This is a genomic window from Ectothiorhodospira variabilis (assembly GCF_022227625.1).
Lineage (GTDB): Bacteria > Pseudomonadota > Gammaproteobacteria > Ectothiorhodospirales > Ectothiorhodospiraceae > Ectothiorhodospira > Ectothiorhodospira haloalkaliphila.
The window spans coordinates 119,364-137,644 of the sequence record NZ_JAJNAO010000003.1; the positions used below are offsets into that span (position 1 = coordinate 119,364).

Genomic DNA, 18,281 nt, shown 5'->3' on the forward strand with positions numbered 1-18,281 from the left:
GTTCTGATTGTTTTAGTAAAAATTTGTAGATAAAGGAGTTTATGTGCTTGTTTTCAATCGAGGCTCAAGGGACTACGCTGGTAGCCTCAGCCAAGCGTGAACTGCCTGATGGGTCCTGGTGGCAGCGGCAGATCCACCCATCCTCGACGCTATAGGCCTGTGTTTGTCTTGAACCACGAGACCTGTTGCCAACGGGGTTTCCCGGGGTGGGATTTGGATTTCCGGGTGGTTTTGACCCTCAATCCGTGTCAAAATTGACGAATACGGTGCGAATCTATTGGCTGCCGTTTGTCGGAGAGGCACGAGTTTAGATGGCGCGTAGCGACCTGATCATCAATCTTGTTAAGGCGAGCGTACGAGGTGACGTCGCCGATGCACGCGCTGTCGCGGAGGCGATTGCAGCTGACGAGCGGTCCAAGAAGCATTCCGGCGTAGCGGATCGCATTTCACGTGCGCTCGACACGCCTCAGCCTCCCCAGCGAAATGGCCAGGCTCATACGCCCGGCATCCGGGTCCGTGACGGTTCCGGTGGCGTCCAGCGCAGCGAACCTCGCCGGCCCTTGTCCTCCCTCTATTTGGACGAGTCCATCTATAAGGCTTGTGACGAACTGATCGAAGAGCAGCGCCGGGCAGATGTATTACGGGCATACGGTCTTGAGCCCCGGCATCGACTGCTTCTGGCGGGGCCGCCCGGAAACGGCAAGACATCGCTGGCTGAGGCGATAGCTTACGAGTTGGCTCTGCCGCTTTTTACGGTTCGCTATGACGCGGTTGTTACGAGCTATCTAGGCGAAACGGCACAGCGCTTGCGACGACTGTTTGACTTCGTGCGAACGGAGCCGTGCGTGCTCTTCTTCGATGAGTTTGACGCCATCGGCAAGGAACGTGGCGATATTCATGAGACTGGCGAGATCAAGCGGGTTATCACGACACTCCTGCTTCAAATCGATGATCTGCCATCGTATTGCGTGCTTGTGGGCGCAACGAACCACCCAGAACTTTTGGACCGCGCCACATGGCGTCGATTTGAACTCCGCCTGAGCCTGAACGCCCCCTCATCCAAGCAAATGATCAAATATTTCCATGATCAGCTCAATGAGTTTGAAGGGCAGCCCGGATATACAGCCAAGCGCTTGTGCGAGTCTGTTGCTCCTGTCAGTTTTTCAGAAGCTGAGGCGTTTTTCCTGGATGTCAGGCGAAGAATAGCCTTAGCGCAGGGGGCGCGGGAGCTTCGATCGATCTTGGACGATCGTGTCAAAGCATTTCGATCCCACTCCAGGGCAAGAATTGAAGGGGCCATAGATGGCGGAAAGACCGATCCTTCGGTTTCCTGATCCGGTCAATGCCGTTCGCCCTACAGGGAGCCCCCGCACCCTGCCGAAGCCGGCCGGCCCCGGCAGGGTGCGGCAAGGGGAGCGATTTCAGGCCACGTTTGACAGGTTAAGCGTCGCGCTCAGAAGCGACGACCCTCTTGTTGCCCTGCGACAAGACCCCGCTGGCATTGCTCCCGAGCGTGCGCTCGTTTTCGTGACGGCTGGCAGCGTCTCAAATTTCGCCAAGGTGGCACGGGAGGCCGGGCTGGAAGTCTTCTCCGAGGAAAAGTTAGAGGACATTGAAGATTACCCGGAAGGCTTCCATCCGGCAGGCGATTCGACAACGCTTGCGCGCACATTGTATGCGACCATCCCGACCGTTGAGTCATTCCAGCAGATGTTGTCGTTGTGGAGAGCCCATCAGCGTGGGGAAGATGCACCCTACGGCGCAGCGCCTTGGTGGAATGTGTTCAACTTGCTCCTCGAATTGCGCCCCTGGGGGCCGCAAGACCGACTTGGCGGCGACTCAAGGGCCATCATCGAAGATCGTCTTGCCTTCAGACCGGACGACGATCTGATCTCGATCGAGTTTGAAATCTGGCCAACTGCGAGCAACGCAAAACGAGCCAGCTGGCGCGGAGAATTGGAACAGCGCGTCACCGCGCGGGCAGGATCGATCCTGGATCGCAGTTCCATTGCCGAAGACGGCTTCGTCTATGAGGCGCTTCTTGTCGAATTGCCCTGTCACGTAGTGCGGGAAATGCTGGCCAATCCTGCTGATTTCAACGGGCTGGCGACCCTTGAAGGCGTCCAGTTCATCCTGCCGCAGACGATCGGCCAAGCGCTACCGGACGGCTCAGACACTGTAGGAGAGGACCGCGTCATCCAGGGCGCTTTCGATCCAGATGCGCCAATACGCGCAGCGCTTTTGGACGGTACGCCCGTGGCTGCTCATCGCGCACTAGACGGCGGCGTTGTCATTGAAGACATGCACGAATTGGTCAGGCTCTCGCCGGTGGCGCAGCGCTACCACGCTACTGCGATGGCTTCGCTGATCTTGCGCGGGGATCTTCAAGCAGATGGTGCGCCTCTGACAGATACGCGGCTGATCAGCGTACCCGTATTGATCGATCAGCAGAAGGGCGCCGAGACTGCGAGCAATCGCCTCTTTGTTGATGTGGTACACACGACACTGATGCGGTTGATTGGCACCGACGAGCCCGCTGCCCCTGACGTTTTTGTCGTCAATTTCTCCATCGGTGTCTGTGACAGTCACTTCTCCGGTCGCATCAGCGCGCTCGCGCGGCTGATGGACTGGTGGGCCGCTAAAGAAGGGCTCTTGTTTGTGATTTCGGCGGGTAATGTCGGTCACCTTACCCTTCCAGGAACTAGGATGATGGACGTCGAAAATGCTGCCGTTGCCGTCCGGCGCGCAGCAGCCCGAGGCGCAATGCGCGACGGCATTTTCGATCGCACCCTTCTGGCCCCGGCAGAATCCCTGAACGCTCTTACAGTCGGCGCATTGTCGCTTGATTTCGCCAATGACGTGCCGCCGCAGCAAGCCGGCATTTTGAAGCTGGAGGAGGACGGTGAGTTCGTGCCGCAGATGACCAGCGCACTCGGGCTGGGTTCCCTGCGGTCTATAAAACCCGATCTCTTAGAGGCGGGTGGCTGCCTGGAGTTGCGCGCCATGCCTCAAGGGGCCGATGTCAGCTTGCGGGCGGTAGAGCGATCTCGGCGCACCGGGTTAGTCGCAGCATCACCGCCAGGGCAAAATGCCACGCAGAAGTCGCGCGGCACGAGCCCTGCTGCTGCCTTGGTTACCCGTTCCCTTTTGCGTGCCGCCGAGGCCCTCACGGGAGAAGGTGGCCCCTATCAGGGGTTAGAACTGACTCGCCGCCAGAACGCACTGCTGACCCGTGCGTTGGCTGTCAATGCGGCCAAATGGCCTCAGGATGCGCACGATCTCTATAACGAGGAGAGGGCCCGGCTTGGCAATGGCCAACACGCCCGGGCAAAAGAGGAGGTTTGTCGCCACTTCGGTCATGGCTATCTCGACAATGCCATGATGTGGGGATCGCCGGAAACTGGCGTGACGATGGTCGGCTTGGGATTGATCCGCAAGGATCGTGCACAGATCTTCAGGATGCCCGTACCGCCATCGTTGTCGGGAGAGAGGCTTCCACGCTCCATGCGCGTTACCTTAGCTTGGTTCTCACCGGTCAATCCTTCGCGCGCTCAGTACCGGCTTGCTGCGTTGGAAGCCGCAGCGTTCAACGAGGCCGATGAAGACGACGGCAGATGGGGCTTCGATATGACCTCCGATGGTCTTGATGCAAACATAATCAAACGTGGGTCTGTGTGGTCCAGGCGGCTGAAAAACAGAATCCAGACTATCCCGGAGTTCGACGAAGACGTTGATATCCCGATCCGTGTGCAGTGTCGTGATGCATCCGGTGGCGGGTTGAGTCAAGATGAGGACATCATGTTCGCGATAGTAGTGACCCTTCAGGTAGAAGCCGAAATCCAGTTCGACATCCATCAGGAAGTCGAGCAGGCGTTGCGGGTCCGCCTCGGCCAGGCACGGGCCTGACTCGCGCCCGTCGTACAGTGCTATTGGCGCGTCCGGCATTGCCTTTCCGTTAGCTGAGTGGGCGACCTTTGCGAATGAAGTGCCTTAAGTAGATCGTGGTAGTTTTCATGGTATCGCAGGTTCGATCGCTCGCAATGTTCTGATATGGAATGTGTTTTTATTATTATCGATAATCGAGTGGGGAAAATACGTCTTTCAGGGACTATCGGTAGCAATCGGAAGAATGTGTCCCTATCGGCTGTTTGGAAAAGTTGCGGGATGGTCAGGGGAGCGTTTTCTGTAACCCAAGGTTGTCACTTGACAACCTTGGGTGTCATCCCCATATTGGAGACAAGGAATGCCTCGCTCATCACATCCGAAGAAGGAAATTGAAGCCGCGCTCAAGTATGCAGAAGAGGAGGGCTGGCGAGTCGAGGTGGGTGGTAGTCATGCTTGGGGCAAGATCTACTGCCCCTACAATGACGATGAATGCCGCTGTGGTGAGTTCTGTATCACCAGTGTGTGGAGTACGCCGAGAAATACCGGCAGTCACGCACGGGCGCTGCGCAGGGTGGTGGACAAGTGCTCCACTCACCAGCGCCGGGGTGATATGGAGTCGGAGGAGTGAGCTATGGAATATATTTTTACGCTGAAATACCAATTGGCTGACCACGACAGCGATTTGGACGCACTCGTCGAACGGTTGGGCGCTGCTGGTTGTGATGATGCCCTCGTCGGTGTGGGGCAGCCTGGCCGCTTGGCGCTGGAATTCTCCCGCGAGGCAGATAGCGCCGAGGAGGCGGTGCGCACTGCCCTGGCCGATGTCAAAAACGCCGTTCCTTCCGCGCGTCTGATTGAGGCTTCCCCGGACCTTGTCGGTTTGACGGATGTGGCCGATATTGTGGGAGTTTCCCGGCAGGCGATGCGCAAGCTCATGGTTGCCCACCGGGGGGCGTTCCCCATACCGGTTCACGAAGGTAGCGCCTCAATCTGGCATCTGGCGGAGGTGCTGAATTGGCTGAAGGCGCGAGGGGGCTACCAGATTGATACTGGCATACTGGAAGTTGCGCGAGTGGCGTTGGAAGTGAACATCACCAAGGAGGCAATCCGGCACCCGACGATGATCACACGAAGATCCGGCTGATCTGCTGCATGGCGGTCGGGTCTTCGTCCCAGGGTAGGGTGGGGTCTTCCGGGGTGGCGCCCAGGCGGCGCAGGGAGGCCACCTTCATGCGGTCCACCGAGGCCAGCCGGTGGCGGGTGGACTGGTAGCTCTCGATGTTGGCGGCCTGGACGATATCCACGTAGTCGATGGGTTTGTCATCCCCCGGGTCACGCCCCAGGTTGTCGTGCTCTGCGGCCACGTCGATCAGTTCCTGCTCGAAGTTCCAGGCCTTGAGCACCGCCTTGCCTACCGCCATGTGCAGCGAGGCGATGATCAGGTTTAGATGCTTCTCGTTCTCCACGATCACATCCACATTCTTGGCCTTGTTCAGGATGGGGATCACGCCCACGTCGTGGATCAGGCCGGCCAGCATGGCCTCTTCCTGGTCCAGGTGCCGGTAGCGACGAGCCAGCAGGGTACTGACCACGGCCACTTCCACGCTATGCTCCCAGAGGGTTTCCATGCGCTGACGAATACCCCGGTGACCGGTGCTGAACACATCCCGCATGGCCAGTGACAACAGTACGTTCTTGGTCTTCTCCAGCCCCAGCCGGGTGATGGAAGACTTGATGGTGGCGCAGCGGGTCAGCCCCCGGTAAAGGGGGCTGTTGGCATAGCGGATCAGGCGCGCCGCCATGGCGGTATCCCGGGCCACCACCGAGGTGACGTCGTCAATGGAACTGTCGTCGCGGTTGATCGTGAACAGCGCCTGGATGGATACATCCGGCAGGGTGGGAATCTGGATACCATTTCCCTGGAGATCTGCGCGAAGATCCGCCACGAATTCGTCGACGATCTCTTTGGAATCGAGATTTCTTTTCACGGGGCGTGTGGACGAGTGAGTGAGTGGATGCAGTATGACATATCAGACCGAGACTAAGGAGCGCAGGCATGGATCCCGATGATGCCCACTGGATGCATCAGGCCCTGGAACTGGCACGGCGGGCGGCCGACAACGGCGAGGTGCCGGTGGGGGCCCTGGTGGTTCGTGGCGGCGAATGCCTCGGTCGTGGTGGCAACCAGCCCATCGGCCTGGCCGATCCCACAGCCCATGCGGAGATCCTGGCCCTGCGCGAGGCCGCCCGGCGGGAAGGGAACTATCGCCTGCCCGGTAGCACGCTCTATGTCACCCTGGAACCCTGCGGCATGTGCATTGGTGCCATGATCCATGCCCGTGTGGAGCGGGTGGTCTTCGGGGCCCATGACCCCAAGACCGGGGCTGCCGGCAGTGCTGCCGATCTGGTCAACCTGCCCATGCACAATCATCGTTTGCAGGTGACCGGCGGTGTGCTCTCCCAGGCCTGCGGCGACCTGTTGCGGGATTTCTTTCGCTCGCGACGCGGGCGGCGCCTATAGCGCCGGGGGCAGGATCTCCAGAGGTGCAACGCCCCGGCGCGGTGGCAGTGGTGCCGGCTCCCCCGGCGCGTCATCCCGGGTGTCCAGCCAGGTGAGGATGTCGTAGAAGCTGCGCACATTCTGCACGTACTGCACCGGCTCCCAGCCACGGGCATACCCGTAGCGGGTCTGCCGGTACCAATCGGGCTGACTGAGCAGAGGCAGGTGCTCCATCACGTCCATCCAGCGATTCGGGTCCCGCCCCTGGGAGCGGGTGATCCGTCGGGCATCGTGCAGATGTCCCAGGCCCACGTTATAGGCAGCCAGGGCCATCCAGGTGCGATCCGGTTCATGAATGTCATCGGGCAGGCGCCCGCGCAGGCTGGTGAAATACTCCGCGCCCCCGAAGACCGAGTCGCGGGGGTCGGTGCGGTCCTGTATCCCCAGCTGACCGGCGGTGGCACGCGTCAGCATCATCAGACCGCGCACGCCGGTGTAGGAAACTGCCCGTGGGTCCCAGTGGGATTCCTGGTAACTGATGGCGGCCAGCAGCCGCCAGTCCATATCATGGACCTCGGCGGCCTCACGGAAGAGAGGCTCGAAACGCTCCAGTCGATTCCGGATGCGACGCATGAAGGTCAGCACGCCGGCATAATCCAGCATCTCCACGTGCCCGAAATACCGTTCCAGTATCTGCTCCAGGCGCCCATCCTCCGTGATCTGTTCGAAGAAGACCTCGGCCTCCCTGAGCAGTGTGGAGTCCGCGTCGCGCTTGAAGGCCCAGGCCAGTGGCCTGGGTTCCGACAGTTCCAGCGCTACCCTCAGTTCCGGGAAGAAGCGTAATGTGGCCGCCAGTTCCATGGAGTCCACCACCGTGAGCTCAGCCTCGCCCTCCCACACCTGGCGCAGGAGATCTTCCGGAGTGGTGTCCGCCACCTCTTCCCACTCAAGCCACGGGTAGGACTGCTGCAACTGCGCCAGCGTGGTTACGTGACTGCTGCCGGCCACCACCAGGATGGTTCGCCCTTCCAGATCGGCCAGGGATTGGGGGCGATCGGTGCCGCTGCGGTAGATCAGCTGTTCTGTCACCTGCATGTAGCTGGGCCCGAAGCGTACCTGGCTCAGGCGCGGGCGGGTGATGGTGATCCCGGCCGCGGCCATGTCGGCGCGCCCGGCGTTCACCATGGGCAGGATGGACTCGAAGCGATCCGGCACCAGGATGCGCAGCTCCACCCCCAGATGCTCGGCAAACGCCGAGGCCAGGTCATATTCGAAGCCGCTGGTGCCGTTGGCCCAGGGTTGATAGGTGGTATTGCCCAGGCGCGTGGCCACCACCAGTTCGCCCCTGGCCAGCACACGGTCCAGCTCGGTCACGGGCCGCGCCAGGACAAACAGCAGGGTGAGGGTCACCAGCAGCAGGAAGGCGACAATCTCCATGCGCTGTGCCAGGGTCAATGCGGGGCGTCGGCGTCTCAAGGGCTTAAAAAGACATGGGCGGATGGGCTATAATGCCTGACTTCGCCAAGACCGTCAGGAGAGGTGCCGGAGCGGTCGAACGGGGCGGTCTCGAAAACCGTTGTACGCGCGAGCGTACCGAGGGTTCGAATCCCTCCCTCTCCGCCATAAGTTGTGCCCAAGCCCCTGTCCCAGGGGCTTTTTGCTTTCCATCACCGGAAGTACACGATGACCTCGCCCACTCCCTTTACCTCCCGGGTGACCCGCGTCAGCTGTCGCGCTAGGGCCCGCGCCCCTTCCAGGGTTTCGAAGTTCTCGGGGGAGAGGTGCAGTTCCAGATGGATGCGACCATCCAGATAGTGCAGCACCACGTTTTCCATGGGCAGTGCGCCGGGGACGGATTGCCACTGCAGGTTCAGCTGTCGCATCAATTCGGATCGGCAGGGCAGGTGGCTGCTGGGGGCGTGTGTCCGGTCATCCTCCGGGTCCACATGCACCAGCACCTCGCGCAATTCGGGACGTGACTGCCGCAGGGTCTTGGCCACGGATTCGCTGATGCGATGGCCCTCGGAGACGCTGATCCTTGGGCCCACCATGATGTGCACATCGGCCAGTAGCGCACTGCCCATACGCCGGGTTCGCAGTTCATGAACGCCATGGATACCGTCCAGGTGCCTGACCGAATCCAGCATCTGTTGTTGTTCTTCCGGCCCGACGCCGGTGTCGATCAACTCGCTCACGCTGTTCCAGATCAGCTTGGCGCCCATCAAGCTGATCAGCAGGGCCACCAGCACGGCGGCCACGGCATCCATGAAGGCGAAGCCTGCCAGGGTGGCCCCAATGCCCACCAGCACCACCAGTGACGAGACCACGTCGGAGCGGTGGTGCCAGGCATTGGCATGGAGCAGGCTGGAGTCGATGCGCCGCGCCGCCCGCACGGTGTAATGGTAAAGCCCCTCCTTGGAGATGATGGCCAGGGCCGCCAGGGCCAGGGCCGCAGGGGCCGGGCTGAGCAACTCCTCCGGCGATTGCAGGCGCCGGAAGGCATCCAGGGCGATGCCCAGGGCGACACCGATGAGGGCCAACCCCACAATCACGGTGGCCAGTGTCTCGATGCGGGCATGTCCGTAGGGGTGGTTGTCGTCCGCCGGGGCATTGGCCTTGCGGGCGGCAAACAGTACCATGAAGTCACTGAGCAGGTCCGACAGGGTATGTACGCCATCGGCGATCAATGCCTGAGACTGTGCAAGAAAACCGCCCACCACCTGAGCCGTAGCCAGGGAGGCATTGGTGGCGGCCCCCACGAGGGTCACGCGGCGCGTGGTGCGGTACCTTTCCTCGCTGGGATGGGTATCTGACATGGGGCTCCGTGGGACATCATGGGCCATGGCTGGCGGGAGCCGCTGGCCCGCATCGCCCCGGTGGATCTCCCGGGAAGTGTATCCCCCATGATAACCCGATTATATCGGGCGATGGTATTCCGGGGGATTCTTGGATGCCGTAGAGTGATGGGATGCGTAAAAGACTCCACCCAAGCGCCGGCAACGTGGTACTGGTTTACGCCCTGATCGCGGGACTATGGATCATCACCTCAGGCTGGCTACTGGATCTGGCCCTTGATGACGGGACAGTGCAGGTTCGTCTGGAGATCGCCAAGGGCCTGCTCTTCGTGCTGGTCACGTCCGTACTGCTGTATGGATTGTTGCGTTCCTGGGCCCATCGCCTTGAGGATAGCGAGCGTCTCATGAACATGGCCGCCGGCCTGGCCCATGTGGGCGGCTGGCAGGTGGACCTGCAAACCGGCGTGGTGCACTGGTCGCGGGAGGTCTGCCGCATCCACGATATGCCCCCTGGCACCCGGGTCAAAGTGGAAGACGGTATCGCGTTCTATGCCCCGGCCTACCGGGACAGGATTCGCCAGGTATTCCGGGCATGCGCCGAGGAAGGCATCCCTTACGACGAGGAGATGCAGATCCTCACCCGCGAGGGCAAGCCCGTCTGGGTGCGCACCATTGGCCGGGCCGTGCGCGACGAGCAGGGGCGGATCACTCGGGTTCAAGGAGCCTTTCAGGACATCAGCGCCCGCAAGCGCGATGAGGCGAAACTGCGCCAATGGGCCACGGTGTTCGAATCCAGTGACGAGGGCATGATCATCACCGATGATCGCGCCCGCATCCTGATGGTGAACGCTTCCTTTACCCGGATCACCGGTTATGGCCCCAAGGAGGTGGTGGGGCGCAATCCCAACATGCTCAGTTCCGGTCGCCATACCCGGCTTTTCTTCCGTCGCATGTGGGATACCATCAGCCTGACGGGCGGGTGGCGGGGCGAGTTGTGGAATCGTCGCAAGAACGGCGAGCTTTATCCCCAATGGTCCACCATCAATGCCGTTCGCGATGCCGAGGGTCGGTTGACCCATTTCGTGAGCGTCTTTTCCGATATTTCCGACCTCAAGAGCTCTCAGGAGCAGATCGAACGGCTGGCCCACCGGGATGCCCTGACCAACCTGCCCAATCGACTGTTGTTCCGCACCCGCCTGGAACAGGCCCTTATCCGCGCCCGCTCCCATGCCTCGCAGGTGTCGGTGTTGCTGCTTGATCTGGATGGCTTCAAGCACATCAATGATAGCCTGGGCATCCGCATGGGCGATCAACTGCTCTCCAGCCTGGCCGAACGTTTCACCGCTATTTTGCAGCGTGGCGAGACCCTGGCGCGCATGGGCAGTGATGAATTCGCCATCCTGGTGGAGCAGGGGGCGGATGAGGAAGCCCGGGTGGAGCAGGTGGCCGAGGCGATCATTCAGGCGGTGCAGCGCCCCGTGAAGATTCGCAACAACGATGTCTTCATCACTGCCAGCATTGGTATCGCCAGCTTCCCTCGGGACGGCCGCGAACAGGATCAACTGCTGCAGCACAGCGATGCGGCCATGCATCATGCCAAGCAGGCGGGCGGTAATACCTATGCCCAATACAGTCGGGATTTCACCGATTACGCTCGGGATCGCGTGCTTCTGGCAGCCGATCTGCGTCAGGCGCTGGAGCGCAACGAGCTGGTATTGCACTATCAGCCCCAGGTGGATCTGATCAGCGGGGAGGTGGTGGGCCTTGAGGCCCTGGTCCGCTGGGAGCACCCGACCCAGGGCATGATTTCGCCGGGTCGCTTCATCCCCATGGCCGAGGATACCGGCCTGATCCTGCCCCTTGGGCGCTGGGTGCTGCGCCAGGCCTGTGTGCAGGCCAGGGCTTGGCGGGAGGCCGGGCTCGATTTTGGCACCGTGGCCGTGAACGTGTCGGGAGTGCAGGTGCAGCGCAGCGATTTCGTGGAGACCGTGGGTGCGGTGTTGCGGGAGACCGGGGTGGACCCGGCGCTGCTGGAACTGGAAATCACGGAAAGCTTCGTGATGGACCGCCGTCAGGGCTCCGAGGAGTTATTGCGCCAACTCAAGTCCCTGGGCGTCTTCCTGGCAGTGGATGACTTTGGCACCGGCTATTCCTCATTGTCCTACCTCAAGTCACTGCCGTTCGATGCCCTGAAAATCGATCAGAGCTTCATTTGCGGCATTTCCCTGAACCCCCACGATGCAGCCATTGCCAGTGCCATCACCACGTTGGGTGGGCACCTGAACATGGAAGTGCTGGCCGAGGGGGTGGAAACGCGGGAGCAGCAGGAGGCCCTGCTGGCCCTCGGCTGCCACCGGGCGCAGGGGTATCGCTTCAGTCACCCGGTGGCCGCCAAGGCCATTCCGGAGATACTGCGCCGTGCAACGCTGATGCCGGACGACGCAAAGATCCCCCATCACTGACGAGCCAGGAACCCGGGGTCGGGAGGGCTTCTGGCGGTCAGTCCGTGATGGCCTTATAGTGGGGGAGTCCATCCACTTCGGCCCATGGGGTCAGTCCACCATGCCATCCGATCAGACCCCAGACGAGACCCACGAGACCCAAGAGCCCCAGGATGCCCCCCAGGAGGATGCTGGGGAGGTGCTTGAGGGCGCTGGGCCAACGCAGGATTTCGCTGGCCATGTGGTGGGTATTGGTGCCTCTGCCGGAGGGCTCGAGGCTCTGGAGCGTTTGTTCGAGTCCATGCCTGACGGAACGGGCGCGGCCTTTGTGGTGGTTCAGCACCTCTCCCCCGACCACAAGAGCCTGATGGCCAACCTGCTGGCCCGCCATACCAGCATGCCGGTGATCACGGTTCGTGATGCCATGGAACTGGAACCGGAGACCATCTACCTGATCCCGCCCGGCAATCTGATGACCATTGCCGAGGGCCACTTGCGCCTCAGCCCCAAGAACCCCCGGGCCCTGTCCCTGCCCATTGATCTGTTCTTTTCCTCCCTGGCCAAGGAGTTCGGTCACCGCTCCATCGGTGTCATCCTGTCGGGTACCGGGTCTGACGGTACCCGGGGCTCCGTGGCCATCAACGACGCCGGTGGACTGCTGCTGGCCCAGGATCCGGAGAGTGCCAAGTTCGACGGCATGCCACGCAGCATCATCGCCACGGGTCTGGTGGACGAGGTGCTGCCCCCGGACACCCTGGGCGAACGGATCCGCGATCATATCGAGCAAAAGCCCGACACCCAGGTGACGCCGCCTCCCAAGACCACCTCCGACCTGGATTCGGGTTCGGCCCTGGAGGGAATCTTCCATTTGCTGCACAACCACGGCGGGGTCAACTTCCGGGACTACAAGCCGGCCACGGTGCTGCGCCGGATAGAGCGGCGCATGCAGGTACGCCATGTGCCGGATTTCGAACACTACCTGGAATTGCTGGAGGGGGATTCGGGAGAGGTGTCGGTATTGCGGCGGGAGATCCTCATCCCGGTGACCAATTTCTTCCGCGACCCGGAGGCCTTCGACACCCTGGCCAGCAAAGCGGTGGAGAATATTGTCAGCCAGTCCGGCAACAACCATTCCATCCGTGTGTGGGTGGCGGGTACGTCCACCGGCGAGGAGGCCTATTCCATTGCCATCCTGTTTGCCGAGGCCTTCGAGCGGGCCCACCGCTGGCCGGACCTGAAGATCTTCGCCACCGACGTGGAGCAAAAAAACGTGGATGCCGCCAGTGCTGGCACGTTTTCCGAGGCCATCATGGCAGAGGTGTCCCCGGAGCGGCTGGAGCGCTTCTTCATCAAGCGGGGCAGCCACTTCGTGGTCAAGCCGGAACTGCGTCAGACCCTGGTCTTTGCCCGCCATAACCTGGTGGAGGATCCCCCCTTCACGCGCATGGACATGGTGTCCTGCCGCAACGTGCTGATCTACTTCCTGCCCGCCACCCAGGAGCGGGCCCTGCGGCGGTTGCAGTATGCCCTCGCACCAGGCGGTTACATGTTTCTGGGCAGCAGTGAATCCCTGGGCGAACTCAGCCCGGATTTCACGCCGGTCAGCAGCAAGTACAAGCTGTTTCAGATGCTGCGCAGCGCCCCGCTGCCCATGGAGTCACACCATGCCAGCATCCCGCCGATCAAGAGGGGCACGCATGCGCCCGTGGGGCGCCAAAGCAAGGCGTTTCGCTCCCGGGATGCCTCGGCCATTGAGTCCGCGCAGCAGGTCTTGCTGCAGGAGCACGCCCCGCCCAGCATCCTGCTGTCGGAGTCGCTGGAACTCATCCATGTGTTTGGGGAGGCTCAGCAATTCCTGCATTTCCCCTCCGGTAGCATCACCCTGGAGATCTCCAAGCTACTGCCCTCGGGAATCGTTCCCGTGGCCCAGGCCCTGCTGCGTCGGGCATCCAAGAGCGGCGAGGTGATCCGCTCCGAGGCCAGCACCTTCAAGATGCCCGATGGCAGCACCGAGCGCCTGCGCCTGAATGTGCGCCGTCTGGACGGGGATGAGCGCAGCAGTACCTTCCTGTTGCTGTCCTTCGAATCCCAGGATGCCGTGATCCCGGAGGGGAGCGACAACGAAACCCAGTCCCTGGACATGAGCGTGGAGGCTGTGGATCGTATCAACTCCCTGGAGCAGGAACTGGGGGCCACCCGGGAGAGCCTGCAGGCCACCATTGAGGAACTGGAGGCCTCCAACGAGGAACTGCAGGCCACCAACGAAGAAATGATGGCGGCCAACGAAGAGTTGCAAAGCTCCAATGAGGAGCTGCAATCGGTGAACGAGGAGCTGTACACCGTCAATGCGGAGAATCAGGAGAAAATCCAGATCCTCAATCGCCTCAACGCGGACATGGACAGCATGGCCAAGGCAGCCTCCATCGCCACCTTGTTCCTGGATGAATCCATGCACATCACCCGTTTCACCCCCGAGGCGCAGCAGATCTTCAAGATCCGTGACGGGGATGTGGGGCGACGCATCGACGACTTTACCCACAACTTGATGTACCCCGGGCTCATGGATGACTTGCGCGAAAGCCTGCGGGAAGGGCGCATGAACGAACATGAGGTGTGTTCGGAATCGGGCAATTACTATCTGGTGCGCATCCTGCCTTACACCCTGCAGGGAGCCGCCTCCCGGGGGGCAGTGATCACCCTGGTGGACATCACCTCGGTACGGGATGTGGTGCGCCTGCAGGCAGTACTGGATTCTCAGACCCATCAGGTGGCGGTGCTGGACAGCAGTGGCATGATCCAGATCGTCAACAAGGCCTGGCGAGAGGCCTCCAGGGCACAGGCGAAGGATCCCATGGTGGCGGCTGGTCCGGGGGATAATTTCCTCGAGTCCTGCTATGCGCGCAGCGCCCAGTCGAGTGAGAAAGAGGAGTACGCCGTGAAGGCAGAGCGGGGCCTGCGCCAGGTGCTCAAGGGAGCTAGCGAGGGGTTTGGCCTGGAGTATCGTTATCCGGGTTCGGATCCTGCCCGCTGGTTCCTGTTGCAGGTGGGCAAGGTGCACCACCCGGAGGGTGGAGCCATCGTCAGCCGTCTGGAGATCACTGACTGGATGGCTGGTCCGAAGTGATGGTTGGGCAGTCCCAGTGGAAAACGAGTTGATTCGGGGGCACGGGGCGGCTGAAGAGAAAGCCCTGGGCCAGGTCGCAGCCTTCCTTGAGGAGGAACTGGACCTGCTCCTTCTGCTCCACCCCCTCGGCCAGGGTTTCCAGGCCCAGGCTGCGCCCCAGGCCGATGATGGCGCGTGTGATGGCCTCGCCATTGGTGTCCAGACCGATGTCCTGGATAAAGGAGCGGTCGATTTTCAGCCGGTCCAGGGGCAGGCGCTTGAGGTAGGACAGGGACGAGTATCCGGTGCCGAAGTCGTCCACCGAGAGCTTGACCCCCATCATCTTGAGTTTCTGTAATACGGACTGCGCCTTCTCCGGTGCCCGCATGATCAGGGATTCGGTCACCTCCAGTTCCAGGCACTCCGCAGGCAGGTTGTATTCCGCCAGGCAGTCGCGCACCGTGCTCACCAGCATGTCCCGCTCCAGTTGTTGCACGGAGAGGTTCACTGCCACGCAACTGACGTCCCGGCCTTCGTCTCGCCAGACCCGCATCTGCCGGCAGGCCTCACGTAGCACCCAGGCGCTGATCTCGCCGATCACACCCATCTCTTCGGCCAGCGGGATGAAATGTCCGGGTGACACCAGCCCCAGCGTGGGGTGTTCCCAGCGGGCGAGGGCCTCCACCCCAAGCAATGACCCATCCTTCAGCCTGACCTGGGGCTGATAATGCACCCGTAGTTCATTCCGCGCCGCGGCACCACGCAGGGCGGATTCCATCTTCAGTCGATCCATGACGCCTTCCGAAAGGCTCGGGGCAAAAAACTCATAGGCGTTACGCCCCTGAGTCTTGGCCTCGTACATGGCCAGGTCAGCATTCTTGAGCAGTGCGTCGGCGTCCACCCCGTCGTCCGGATAGGTGGCCACGCCGATGCTGGCGGTAATCACCAGTTCATGGCCCTCCAGCAACATGGGGGCCTCCAGCACATTCAGTAACTTTTCACACAGGGTGTTGATTTCCTGAACGTTGATCTCATCTTCCAGCAGCAGCACAAACTCATCCCCGCCCAGCCGGCTCAGGGTGTCCGAGGCACGCACGGTGTTCTTCATGCGCTGGGCCACAGTCTGCAGGAGCAGATCCCCCAGGTTATGGCCCAGGGTGTCGTTGATGGTCTTGAAGCGGTCCAGGTCCAGGAAGAGCAGGGTGAGTGTGGACTTTTTGCGCTCTGCCCGACGCAGGGCATGCTTCAGGCGGTCCCGCAGCAGGGCCCGGTTGGCCAGTCCGGTGAGTGGGTCGTAATGGGCCATGAACTCCAGTTGCTGCTGAGCCTCCTTGATCTGGCCAATGTCGCTGAATACCCCCACATAGTGGATGATTTCGCCATCATCGTTGCGCACGGCGCTGATGGTGAGCCATTCCGGGTAGATCTCGCCGTTCTTGCGTCGATTCCATATCTCGCCACGCCAATGGCCCAGTTGCAGCAGGTTGCGCCACAAACGCTGGTAGAAGCTGGCATCCTGTCGCCCCGAATGCAGCAGGGCTGGTGTCTGGCCCAGGGCGTCCTCTTCCGTGTAGCCGGAGATGCGTGTGAAGGCCGGGTTCACAGCCACGATGCGCCCCTGCATGTCCGTGACCATGATGCCTTCATCGGCAGCCTGAAAGACCCGGTCGGCCAGCCGCAGGCGTTCTTCGGCGCGGTTGCGTTCGGTGATGTCATGCACCACCGAGTGCAGCAGTTCCCGTCCTTCCACCTGAATCCTGCCGCTGTATACCTCCACCTGGCGTCTTTCGCCCGTGGCCAGACGATGCACGAAACGGAAATGCCTATGCCCGCCGCGCTGGACCCGGGCCATTTCTGCCTGAGTTTCCTTGTCTGACAGGGCGTTGATGTCGCTGATGCGGTGGTTACGCATCTCCTCGCGGGTCCAGCCATAGAACTGGCAGGCCCCAGGATTGGCGTCCACGATTTGCCCATCCTCCGGGTCCACCAGGAGCATGATGGAATGAGTGTTCTCGAACAGACTGCGGTACCGGGCCTCGCTCTCGCTCAGGGCTGCCTCCGTGGCACGGCGCTTCTTTTCCAACTCCAGGTGTTGCAGGGCGTAGGAGAAGTCCTCGGTGATGTCCTGGACCAGCCGGTCTATTTGGGGGGTGAAGCCTGCCTGGGTGTCGGAGAAGAAGCTGGCCACGCCCACCAGACGATGGTCGCGGATCAGCGGGTAATGCCCGAAGGTCTGGATCCGGTTGGCCTGTGCCCACTGGCGCCATTGGGGCGGCGTGTCCGGATCTTCCCGGTTGGCGTAAACGTAAGGCTGCCGGTTGATCAGTTCCCAGGCCTCGTCAAGGGGCATGGTCTCTATCTGTTCGGGCTTGAGGCCCTTGCAGGCACGGGGCTGGGGAGGGTTCTCGCCGTTGCGCAGGCTGATGACGCAGGCGGTGAAGCCACCGTGTTCCACGGCAATGCGCGCCAGGTTGTCCAGCAAGGGTTGTTCGTCCTCGATGCGAACGATGGCCTGATTGACCGCACTGAGGGTGGCATACAGCAAGCTGACCTGAGCCACCTCCAATTCTGCGCGCTTGCGGTCGGTGATGTCCCGGTTGATGCCCCGGCGCCCCTGATAGCTGCCATCTTCGGCGATGACAGGCTGGCATTCGTGTTCGATCCAGCGGATTTCGCCATCCAGATGGCGCAGCCGGAACTCCATGAGCTCATGGGGCAGCTGATCCCGGCACTCCTGGATGTCTTGCTCATGCTGCTGCCAGCGTTGCCGGTCCTCGGGCTCAAGGAGGCGGGCAAACAGCCCCGGGTCCTCCATGAAGGCCTCGGGAGGATGACCGCTGACGGCCAGACACCCGGGGGAGACATAGCGATACCGCTCTTCGGGGCCATACCAGTAGTCCCACACCGGTGAGTAATCGGCCAGGACGCGGTACCGGGCCTCGCTCTCGCTCAGTTCCTGGTGAGCATGCCGCAGTTCCGCCTCGTGACGCAGGTGCTCGGTGAGATCCACCACGGCACATACGAATTCATTCTCCCCTCCCTGACGCCCCGGCAGGCGGGCTACATGCAACTCGCCGCGAAAGGTATCGCCCTCGGTGCGCACGAAGGTGAAGCCTTCGCAGAAGGCCTTGCCCTGTTCCCCAGCCTGGATGAGGATCCGGCTCAGATCCCCCTCGTTATCATGATGGACCAGCCGGCGCAGAAAGTGGTGCCGCAGATGGGAGTGGCGCAGCCCGAACAGGTGGGCCGCCTGGTGGTTGGACTCCAGGATCAATCCGGTCCGATCCACCACCAGGGCCGCCACGGGGATGCCGGAGAAGAAGGCGGAGTAGCGCCCCATGGAACGCTCGGCCAGCAGCTGGGCCTCACGCAACTCGGCGTTTTGCACCTCCAGTTCGGCCTGGTAGATGCGCAGGTGCTCGGTGACCTCGGCCAGGTCGATATGGCCCTTGTCAAAAAGATCCTGGGAAAGATCAAAGTCGCCGGCGCGCAGGGCCTGCTCGGCCCGGGCGCGAATCGCCGCGTCAATCTTCTTGGTGGGTTTGTTGCGGGACATA

Annotated in this window: 11 protein-coding genes and 1 tRNA gene; 8 read left to right on the forward strand and 4 right to left on the reverse strand. The window is 61.7% G+C overall.

What is annotated here, in order from left to right:
• Positions 1 to 311 precede the first annotated feature (311 nt).
• The 4 genes from LPW30_RS05420 (at position 312) to LPW30_RS05435 (ending at position 5,029) form a co-directional block, all read left to right on the forward strand.
• Positions 312 to 1,334, forward strand: a complete 1,023-nt coding sequence (locus LPW30_RS05420) for an AAA family ATPase (RefSeq protein ID WP_239680271.1) — start codon at positions 312 to 314, stop codon at positions 1,332 to 1,334.
• Positions 1,303 to 3,906 (forward strand): S8 family serine peptidase, encoded by a 2,604-nt coding sequence (locus LPW30_RS05425; RefSeq protein WP_239680272.1) that lies wholly within the window; start codon positions 1,303 to 1,305, stop codon positions 3,904 to 3,906. Before LPW30_RS05420 ends, LPW30_RS05425 begins: the two co-directional genes overlap by 32 nt.
• A 337-nt stretch (positions 3,907 to 4,243) precedes the next feature.
• Complete coding sequence (locus LPW30_RS05430; RefSeq protein WP_239680273.1) at positions 4,244 to 4,513, forward strand: hypothetical protein; 270 nt, start codon at positions 4,244 to 4,246, stop codon at positions 4,511 to 4,513.
• Between the two features lie 3 nt (positions 4,514 to 4,516).
• Entirely contained in the window at positions 4,517 to 5,029 is a 513-nt protein-coding gene (locus LPW30_RS05435; protein WP_239680274.1) for a helix-turn-helix transcriptional regulator, read from the forward strand.
• Here LPW30_RS05435 and LPW30_RS05440 read toward each other — a convergent pair.
• Positions 5,010 to 5,873, reverse strand: a complete 864-nt coding sequence (locus tag LPW30_RS05440) for an HDOD domain-containing protein (RefSeq protein WP_239680275.1) — start codon at positions 5,871 to 5,873, stop codon at positions 5,010 to 5,012. The genes LPW30_RS05435 and LPW30_RS05440 overlap by 20 nt on opposite strands.
• Before the next feature lie 68 nt (positions 5,874 to 5,941).
• Here LPW30_RS05440 and tadA point away from each other — a divergent pair, with 68 nt between their 5' ends.
• Positions 5,942 to 6,406 (forward strand): tRNA adenosine(34) deaminase TadA, encoded by a 465-nt coding sequence (tadA, locus tag LPW30_RS05445; protein ID WP_025281619.1) that lies wholly within the window; start codon positions 5,942 to 5,944, stop codon positions 6,404 to 6,406.
• On the opposite strand, the gene mltF is transcribed toward tadA, so the two are convergent.
• The gene (mltF, locus tag LPW30_RS05450) at positions 6,401 to 7,861 is read right to left on the reverse strand and encodes a membrane-bound lytic murein transglycosylase MltF (RefSeq protein WP_239680276.1); all 1,461 of its coding nucleotides are present in this window, start codon (positions 7,859 to 7,861) and stop codon (positions 6,401 to 6,403) included. The genes tadA and mltF overlap by 6 nt on opposite strands.
• Before the next feature lie 57 nt (positions 7,862 to 7,918).
• Here mltF and LPW30_RS05455 point away from each other — a divergent pair.
• Positions 7,919 to 8,008: transfer RNA gene (locus tag LPW30_RS05455), tRNA-Ser, on the forward strand.
• A 44-nt stretch (positions 8,009 to 8,052) separates the two neighbouring features.
• Here LPW30_RS05455 and LPW30_RS05460 read toward each other — a convergent pair.
• A complete protein-coding gene (locus LPW30_RS05460; protein WP_239680277.1) occupies positions 8,053 to 9,201 on the reverse strand; it encodes a cation diffusion facilitator family transporter in 1,149 nt (382 codons plus the stop codon).
• Between the two features lie 152 nt (positions 9,202 to 9,353).
• Between LPW30_RS05460 and LPW30_RS05465 the strand changes: the two genes are divergently transcribed.
• Positions 9,354 to 11,642, forward strand: coding sequence for a putative bifunctional diguanylate cyclase/phosphodiesterase (locus LPW30_RS05465; RefSeq protein WP_239680278.1), 2,289 nt, complete (start codon positions 9,354 to 9,356; stop codon positions 11,640 to 11,642).
• Positions 11,643 to 11,742: 100 nt separating this feature from the next.
• Positions 11,743 to 14,745 carry a chemotaxis protein CheB gene (locus LPW30_RS05470; RefSeq protein ID WP_239680279.1) on the forward strand — a complete coding sequence of 1,001 codons (3,003 nt, stop codon included), beginning with the start codon at positions 11,743 to 11,745 and terminating at the stop codon, positions 14,743 to 14,745.
• On the opposite strand, the gene LPW30_RS05475 is transcribed toward LPW30_RS05470, so the two are convergent.
• Positions 14,717 to 18,280, reverse strand: a complete 3,564-nt coding sequence (locus LPW30_RS05475; protein WP_239680280.1) for an EAL domain-containing protein — start codon at positions 18,278 to 18,280, stop codon at positions 14,717 to 14,719. The genes LPW30_RS05470 and LPW30_RS05475 overlap by 29 nt on opposite strands.
• Position 18,281 lies beyond the last annotated feature (1 nt).